The following is an 8,571-nucleotide window of genomic DNA, read 5'->3' as shown; positions in this document are numbered from 1 at the left end:
CGGCCGCCCACTTCTCGGCGGCGGCCATCGTGTTGTAGGGCAGCATCGGGTGGCCGACGTGCGGGAAGATCGAGAAGTCGACGACCCCGAGCGTGGCGTCGTCGTTCGTCGGCGGCGTCCACTCGACGAAGTACTCCCCGATGCGCGGGGTCATCACCATGCTGCCTGCGCTCATCCCCACGTAGACCGTCTCGGTCAGCGACGGCAGGAGGTCCGCGAACCCGGACTCCCGCATCCAGTGGTTCAGGTAGAGAGCGTCGCCGCCCGCCACCAGGAGGACGTCCGCCTCCCGCACCTTGGGGACCCAGAGCTCCTCGTCGATGGTGGGCAGCGCGGTGAGCTCCAGCAGTCCGACCGACTTCCAGCCCAGCTCGGCCATCGGTGCCTCGGAGCGCCCGGCGGCAAAGCGCCATGCCTCGACCCCCGGGCCTACCTGAGGATGCCCGTACATCGCCGTCGGGATACAGAGCGCGTCGCAGTCGGACACCGGTCGGCCGAGAAGGCCGAGCAGCGCGTCGTGGATACTCGGGTTCTTGACGCCTGCGGACGTCAGAAGAAGCTTCACGGTGTCTCCTGGTTCGAGTGTCGGAGGGTGACGAACCGTAGACCCTGGGGACGCCCCGGAATCATCGCTGCGGACGGCGGCGTCCGGGGACGTACCTCCCGGCGAAGTTCGCCCGCCGGACGGCTCAGAGCCGCGCGAACCGTGCCCGCGCGAAGGAGTAGAGACCGAACGCACCGATCCCCAGCCCGACCACGAGGAGGAGCGCCGTACCGAACGGCTGCTCGCGCACGGTGCGCAGCGCCTCGTCGAGCCCGCCCGCCCGTGACGCGTCCGTCGTCACCGCGGCAGCCACGATGAGCCCGCCCACGACGCCGAGCGCGATGCCCTTGGCGACGTAGCCCACCTGGCCGAGCCGCACGACCACCGGTCCGACGGCGGCACCGCCGGTTCCGGCCAGGTCACGCAGGAACTTCTTCCGCACGCCCTTGACCACGTGGTACACACCGACGCCGACGATCACCAGGCCCACGATCCCCACGAGCCAGGGGCCGCCCGGCATGGTCAGGACGTCGGCCGTCATGCTCTCCTCACTGCTGCCACCACCGGAACCCTGTGCGTACCGGGCGCTGCTGGCCGCCAGGACTCCGTAGAGCACACCCTTGGCCAGGCTCTTGAGCCGTGCGCCCGCCTGGTTCTGCGCACCCGGCACGCCGAGGGCGGCCGTCGCGAGCTGCCACACAGCGAGCGCGGCGAATCCGACGGCTACCGCCCAGAGCAGGAGCTCACCGCCGGGTGCCTGGGCGATCGCGCTGAAGGCGCCCGACTCGTCCGCCTGGCCCGAGGGCTGGCCCAGCGCGAGCTGGACGGCCAGCCAGGCGACCAGCACGTGCAGCACGCCCGAGGCGACGTAGCCGCCGCGCGCCAGCGTGCGCAGGGCGTCGCTGTTCTGGGCGCTCCGCGCAGCGTTGGCCGGTGAGTTCTTGGGCACGCGCACCTCCGTTGGCGCCGCGCAGATCGCGACTTAGTACACCGTCGCGCATTTCACCGCAATTCGCACGTTGCGGAGGTCAGAGCAGCCCCATCAGGGCCGCCTCGTGCGGCACGACAAGCCAGCGTCAGCCCACCTGGTCGGCGTCGTCGTAGCCGATCCGGCTGCTGCACGTCGCCACGACCTCGCCGTCTGCGATCAGTCGCACGTCGGTCCACACCTGTGTCCCCAGGGCACCCAGATCGCCGTCGGACTCCTGGAACTCGACGTCGGCGACATGGACGTCCCCGTCCGGCGAGACGTTCCGGGTGTGCGTGTACGAACCGTCCGACGAGGGGTCGCCGTCGACGCCGCCCGTCCCGACGTCCCAGGACCGGGAGATCACCGGCTCCCCGTCCTCCGACGACGGCCGGGCGTCGATCTCGACGCGGTAGCCGACGTCGCGCACCGACGGGTCGCTCGCCCAGGTGACCGTCGCGCCCGGGTGTACGGTGCGGCTCGCCTTCACCGTCCACATCCGGCGCTCCTGCGCCTCCCACACGGACCCGTCGAGCGCGATCTCCCCGGTGGTCAGGTACGGGCCCGGGCCCTCAAGCTCGCAAGCCACGACACTCTCCGGAGCCCCCGAGGAACCGCTGTTGATGGGGAAGCAGTACCCGAGCCCGAGCACGACGGCGACCAGGGCTGCCCCGTACACGGCGATCCCCTGCTTCCGCGGAAGGTCGGGGAGCTGCTGCACCACGACGGTGCGGACGATCCCGTCGGCGAAGGTCTGCCGCTTCTGGTGCCACAGCGGCCGCAGGTAGCCGATGAGCAGGACGGCGTCGAGCACGTGCAGCGCCCAGCGCGCCACCGTCGTCCACAGGCCGGCCGGCGCGGACGACTCCTCGCGAACCACCCGGATGCCGACCACCAGCTTGCCGGGCGTCCAGCCGGTCAGGGCCTGGAGCACCAGGAGGACCGCGACCGCACCGAGCGGTATCAGGATCCGCGGGTCCCAGGGCCAGCCCTCGGCGTCCGCCGAGAGCACCGGGGTGAGCGTGGGCAGGAGGTAGCCGCTACCGAGCGCCAGCCAGGTGACTCCGGCCAGCATCGCGTCGTCGAGGAGCGCCGCGACGACCCGCTGCCCCCAGGTCGCGTATACGGGCGCGGCGGCCACACCGGGCACCGGCTCGGCGTCCGGTACGAGGCCGACCCCGGACGCGCCGGCCTCGTCGGCCTCGTCGGGCCGGGAGCCTTCGCTGGTGAGCATGGTCGGATCATGCCAGCGCTGGGTGTCGGCGGCCCAGGAAAGACGGCGACAAAGGCAAGAGACAGTGAGCCGCCGTCGGCCTCCGGCTGGGCCTGCTACGGGCAGCCGGCTAACCGGCCAGGCTCGCCAGCAGCTCCGCCGCCGGGCGCGGCCGGACCAGCCACAGCAGGTGGCTGGACTCGAGGGTGTGCACGTCGTACCGGTTGTCGGGGGTGAGCGCGTCGGCCTCGCGGATCATCCGGTCCTGCATCGCGACCGGGATGCTCGTGTCGCCGCTGAGCCGCACGTACGTCCTCGGGACCGTGCCCCAGGTCGCGGCCTGGACCCGGTCTGCCGACGTACCCGCGTCCAGGTTCTCGTCCGGCTGGAAGGTGCTGAGGAAGGTGAAGAACTCGTCGTCGGTACCGTCGGCGAGGAAGGCCTCCTTGAGGCCCGCGAGCGCAGCCGGGTCCGCGGTGCGGAAGTTGGCGCGCAGCAGGCCAACGGCGGCCGGGTCGGCCGCCAGCACGCCGGCGAGGACCGCGGCGTCGACGGACGCCATCTCGGGTTCGGCGTAGTACTCGCCCACTCCGAGGTCCACCGGGGCCCACGCGGAGACGTACACGATCCGGTCGATCAGGTCCGGACGGGCGTTGCCGACCGCGGTCACCGTGGCGCCGCCCCGGCTGTGCCCGACCAGGATCACCGGGCCGTGCTCCTTGGCGCGCTCCAGAACCTCGATGACCCGGGCCACGTTGTCGGCCAGGGTGACGCCCTTGATGCTGCCCGGCGCGGTCGCGAGGCCCGCGAGGTCCTGCGGTGCCTGGTACGCGGCCGGGTAGGTCGCCGCGAAGCCGTGCCCGGGCAGGTCGACCGCTGCCGAGCGGTGGCCCAGCAGGGCGAGCTCCGCCTGGAGCGGCGCGAACGAGAACGAGTTGGCGAAGGCGCCGTGGACCAGGACGAACGTGGGGGACATGGGGCCAGATGCTACCGAGTCAGACGCCCTCCCCCCGGCCTACCGGCTGAGGGCCGCCTCGAATCCGCCGCCGTCGGCGAGCCCGATGACGTTGCCCGCTGGATCGGCGAACCAGGCGCCGTCGCCCCCCTCCATGAACCCGCGCACGATGCCCTTCTCGTCCTGCTCAAACCCTTCGTAACGCTCGAAGACCACACCCTTGGCGATCAGCTCGTCCACCACGACGTCGACGTCCTCGACAGTGAGGTGCAGGACCGTGAACGACGCCGGCGTGTGGTTCTCCTTGGCGTACACGAACACCGAGGTACCGCCGTCGAGATTGAGTGCAAGGCCCGCCCCCTCAGGGAGGACCGTCACCCGCAGTCCCAGCGTGTCCGCGTAGAACGCGCGGGCCGCGTCGATGTCGTTCGCCGAGAAGCTCGGATACACACTGCGCACAGTGACCATCGCTGTCTCACTCCCTCGTGACCGGCGGTGACCGCACCGCAGGGCGCGCCACGGGGCGTCGGTCCCTTCCAGAGTCCCACCGTGGGACGCGGCCGCAAGGCAGTCGGCCCCCGCCGGCCAGACATCACCCTCTGATCACCCGTCACGTCACGACGCGCTCAAGTCACCCCTGGTAGCGGAACGCGTCCCACGCGCCGAGCAGGTACTGGATGCCGAGCGCCCGGTCGTAGAGGCCATACCCGGGGCGGGGCTTGTTCGTGGTGTTCTCGTCCCAGAGGTGGCGTCCGTGGTCGGGCCGGATGTAGCCCTCGTAGCCGGCCTCGGCGTACGCCCTCATGATCCCGGTGGTGTCGACGCTGCCCTCGACGGCGCGATGGGCCACCTCGGTGAAGTCGCCGTTGTCGAAGTGCTTGATGTTGCGCACGTGCGAGAAGTGGATGCGGTCCATGAAGGTCCGCACGGCGTCGACGGCGTCGTGCTCCGGGTTGGCCGAGAAGCTGCCGAGGCACAGCGTCAGCCCGTTGTACGGGCTCGGGTTCAGGTCGAGCACCCGAGCCAGCCCTTCCTTGGTCGAGACGACGCGCGGCCAGCCGAAGACGTCGAAGGGCGGGTCGTCCGGGTGCACACCCAGCTTCACGTCCGCCTCCTCGCAGGCGGGGATCACCGCGTCGAGGAAGTACTTGTAGTTCGCGTACATGTCCTCGTGGGTGACACCCACGTAGGCCGCGTTGAGCTCGCTGAAGCTCGCCAGCCGCTCCGGCTCCCAGCCGGGCAGGGTCAGCCCGTGCGTGTTCGCCTCCATGTCGGCGATGAGGCTCTCGGGCGACATCTTGTCGACCACTGCCTTCTCGTAGTACAGCGCGGTCGATCCGTCGGGCAGCGGGTGCCACAGGTCGGTGCGCAGCCAGTCGAAGACGGGCATGAAGTTGTAGCAGACGACCTTCACGCCGGCGCGGCCGAGTCGCTCGATGGTCGTGACGTAGTTCGCGATCGCCTCGTCGCGGCTCATGCCGAGAACGGTCCGGCCGAGCTTGATCGACTCGTGGACGTTGACCGACTCGACCACCTCTGCGTCGAACGTCCGCGTCACGCCCTTGGCGCGGGCCTCGTCCGACAGACCGGTGATGCGGGCGACCTCTGCGTCGATCTCCGCCTGCTCCCAGACCTCACCGGCCTGCTTGTGGTGCAGGCTCCACACGATGGTCTCCACGCCAGGGATCTGACGCACATGATCCAGGGTCACTGTGTCGTTGCCCTCGCCGTACCAGCGGAAGCCCATCTTCACGGCCGCACTCCTCGTCGTCGTTCTTGTATGTCCAATCTTGTATACATCATGCCCGCCCCGCGGTGCGGGGCGGGCACGTGTTCACAGGGTGGTGAAGCGCAGCCGCATCCGGACGGGCGCCGCATGGAGCTGCGCGTTCGCCAGGACACCCGGGCCGCACGCGGCGCTGCCGACGCCGTGCTGCGCCGCGTCGAGGTGCAGCCACAGCTTGCCGTCCGGCACGAGCTCGTGCGGGTGGGCCGCACGGTCCAGCGCCTCGTCGGACCACGGTCGCAGCGACAGCTCGATCCCGAGCTGCGACCGGGCGCCGACCGTCACGTCCCCGGCGTCGATCCGCAGGCCGGTCCCGTCCGTGAAGGACAGGACGGCGCTCGTGACACCACGGCGCGCGCCGTTCTCCTGCGGGTGGGTGTACCTGGTCTGCCAGTCGGCGACGGTGTGCTGCCACGAACCGCCGAGCGCCGCCTGCCTTGAGTCCGCGTACGACTCGTCCGGCCCGAGGCCCGTCCAGCGGACGCCGGTCTCCGCGGCCGCCGGCTCGTCGAGCGCGAGCGCCACCCCGAGGCGAGCCACGTTCTCGGGCCAGCGGCCCTCCGGCCGGAGGTCGACGAGCAGGTCGACCGCGTCCGGCGCGTCGGTGACGGGCTGCCAGCGGTAGCGCGTGGCGAAGCCCGCACGGGTCGCCGGGCCGGCGATCCTGGCGTCGATCTCGAGCGCACCGTCGGCGCTGACGCCGACACCGTTCTTGCGCTCGGCGAGCAGGTGCAGGCCCGCGTCGCGCCACTTCTCCTCGTCGGCCGACCCCTGCCACTTCGCCGGACGGCGGTCGTTGTCGGTCGGCGCGCGCCAGGCGTCGACCCGGAAGTCGTGCACCGTCCGGCCGGCGAGCTCGCGGAGGTCACCGCGGCCGTCGAACCGGGCGGGACCGGCGCGGAACCCGCCGTCGGCCTCCGTGGACACCCGGCCCACCGGAGCGGTGAGCGACGCCGGCTCGACCAGGAGCAGCTGGCCGGCGCCGAGCTCGAAGCCGGGCTCGAGCCACGCCTCCTCGAGCGCCTCCGCCTTGTGCTGGACGGCGCGCACGGTCCACCAGACCGGGGCCTCGCCCGGCTCCGGGAGCACCAGGTCGGACGGCGGCCGCACCACCGTCTGGGTCCCGGCCTCCAGCACCAGGTCGAGGGTGCCGGTCGCGAGCTGCTCCGCACCGCGGTGCAGCGTCCAGCCGATCTCCGCATGGCTCGTGTCGCGGAACGCGTAACGGTTACGCACCAGGAGCGTGCCGTCCGGCTGCGCGTCGATGCGGATCGGCGCGAACACGGCCGCCGTCTCCAGCAGCCCGGGTGACGGTGTGCGGTCGGGCAGCAGCAGGCCGTCGGCGATGAACGTCCCGTCGTGGAACCGCTCGCCGAAGTCGCCGCCGTACGCCGAGAACAGGTTCCCGTCGGCATCGGCGCGGGTCAGGCCGTGGTCGATCCACTCCCAGATGAACCCGCCGAGCAGGCGCGCGTGCCGGTCGAAGGCCGCGTCGTAGTCGGCGAGGCCGCCCGGGCCGTTGCCCATCGCGTGCGCGTACTCGCACAGCACGAACGGCATGGCCCGACGGCGGGCGTCGACGTCGGCGCGCTCCAGCGGCGGCTCGATGCCCTGGCCGATCAGCTCGACCTCAGCGCTATCGGCGTACATCCGCGAGTACACGTCCACGTGGTCGCTCGAGTAGTCGCCCTCGTAGTGGATCGGCCGGCTCGGGTCGAGCGCCCGGACGGCGTCGACCATCGCCGGGACGTTGCGCCCGCCGCCCGCCTCGTTGCCCAGCGACCACATGATGATGCTCGCATGGTGCGCGTCGCGGCGCACGGTCCTGGTGACGCGGTCGACCAGCACCTCTGTCCAGGCCGGGTCGTCCGTGGGGTTGCCGGCCCAGCTCTCGCCCAGGAACCCGTGCGTCTCCAGGTCGTTCTCGTCGATCACGTAGAGGCCGTACCGGTCGCACAGGTCGAGGAAGTGCGGGTGCGGCGGGTAATGGCTCGTGCGGACTGAGTTGATGTGGTGCCGCTTCATGAGCAGCACGTCCTCGAGCATCCGCTCGGGCGTCACCGCACGGCCGCGCAGCGGGTCGAACTCATGCCGGTTGACGCCGCGCAGCTTGATCGGCCGCCCGTTGACGAGGAACACGCCGTCCTCGATGGAGACGGTGCGGAAGCCGACGGCGAGCGTCACCGTCTCGGTGTCCGTAGAGACGACGACGTCGTAGAGCCGCGGCTGCTCTGCGCTCCACGGCTCGACGGCGACCTGCAGCTCCTCGCCGGCCACGCCCTCGATCCCGAGCTCCGGCACCGCCACCCGTGCCGCTACCGCGCCGGGGGCGGCCACCACCGTCGTGGCGTCCACCCGCAGCGTGCCGACGCCGGTCGTGTGGTCGTAGTCGGCGTGCACGCGGACGTCGTCGAGCGCGTCGTCCGGCCGGTGCTCCAGCGTGACGCTGCGGAAGATCCCGGAGAGCCACCACTGGTCCTGGTCCTCGACGTACGACATGGCCGACCACTTGGTCACACGGACCGCGAGCAGGTGCTCGCCGCCGTCACGCAGCTTGTCGGTCAGGTCCACCTCGGTGGGCAGGCGGGAGCCGTGCGACGTGGCGAGCAGCTCGCCGTCGAGCGCCACCTGGAACCAGGAGTCCACGCCCTCGAAGCGCAGGAGGGTGCGGCCGCCGTCCGGCCAGTCCGCGGGCAGCCGGAACGTCGTGCGGTACTCGCCGGTCGGGTTGTCGTCCGGCACGTGCGGCGGATCGACAGGGAACGGGTAGAGCACGTTGTTGTACTCGGGTACGCCGTAGGGCCACGCGTGCGGGGCCTCGGCGAGCTGCCAGTGTCCGGGCACCGCGAGCCGGTCCCAGTCGTCGCCGCGCTCGGCGCGGTCCACCCCCGTCTCCGGATGCGGGAACAGGCGGAACCGCCACTCCCCGTCGAGCGACAGGGTCGCTGAGCTGGAGGCGCCGGCCGGCGGGCGGAATCGTGGGGCAACGATGCCGTCCGGCGTAGCGACGGACTCGTGGGTGGTGGTCATGACTCCTCCAGGCGGAGAGGGTGGGGAAGCGGGCAAGCAAAAGCGCCGGTCGAGACGGTACCCCGCGCGGCCGTGC

The 8,571-nt window shown here is 71.5% G+C and carries 7 protein-coding genes; all 7 read right to left on the bottom strand.

All coding sequences use genetic code 11. The features are described 5' to 3' along the window. On the bottom strand, positions 1-565 hold a 565-nt coding region (locus AB0F70_RS12675; RefSeq protein ID WP_357448356.1), incomplete at its 3' end, for a Type 1 glutamine amidotransferase-like domain-containing protein. A gap of 124 nt (positions 566-689) precedes the next feature. After that, a complete protein-coding gene (locus AB0F70_RS12670; protein ID WP_357448354.1) occupies positions 690-1,493 on the bottom strand; it encodes a DUF1206 domain-containing protein in 804 nt (267 codons plus the stop codon). Between the two features lie 127 nt (positions 1,494-1,620). Beyond that, positions 1,621-2,745, bottom strand: coding sequence for an RDD family protein (locus tag AB0F70_RS12665; protein WP_357448352.1), 1,125 nt, complete (start codon positions 2,743-2,745; stop codon positions 1,621-1,623). A 109-nt stretch (positions 2,746-2,854) separates the two neighbouring features. Further along, complete coding sequence (locus AB0F70_RS12660; RefSeq protein WP_357448350.1) at positions 2,855-3,700, bottom strand: alpha/beta hydrolase; 846 nt, start codon at positions 3,698-3,700, stop codon at positions 2,855-2,857. Positions 3,701-3,739: 39 nt separating this feature from the next. Next, positions 3,740-4,147, bottom strand: a complete 408-nt coding sequence (locus AB0F70_RS12655; RefSeq protein ID WP_357448348.1) for a VOC family protein — start codon at positions 4,145-4,147, stop codon at positions 3,740-3,742. 163 nt (positions 4,148-4,310) lie between these two features. After that, positions 4,311-5,426 (bottom strand): mannonate dehydratase, encoded by a 1,116-nt coding sequence (locus AB0F70_RS12650; protein ID WP_357448369.1) that lies wholly within the window; start codon positions 5,424-5,426, stop codon positions 4,311-4,313. A gap of 87 nt (positions 5,427-5,513) precedes the next feature. Continuing rightward, positions 5,514-8,495, bottom strand: a complete 2,982-nt coding sequence (locus tag AB0F70_RS12645) for a glycoside hydrolase family 2 TIM barrel-domain containing protein (RefSeq protein WP_357448346.1) — start codon at positions 8,493-8,495, stop codon at positions 5,514-5,516. Positions 8,496-8,571: the final 76 nt, after the last annotated feature.

Origin of the sequence: Promicromonospora sp. NPDC023805 (assembly GCF_040639635.1) — a bacterium.
Classification (GTDB): Bacteria; Actinomycetota; Actinomycetes; order Actinomycetales; family Cellulomonadaceae; genus Promicromonospora.
Note: the sequence above shows the minus strand (reverse complement) of the source record. Positions and strands in the feature narration are given on the sequence as shown.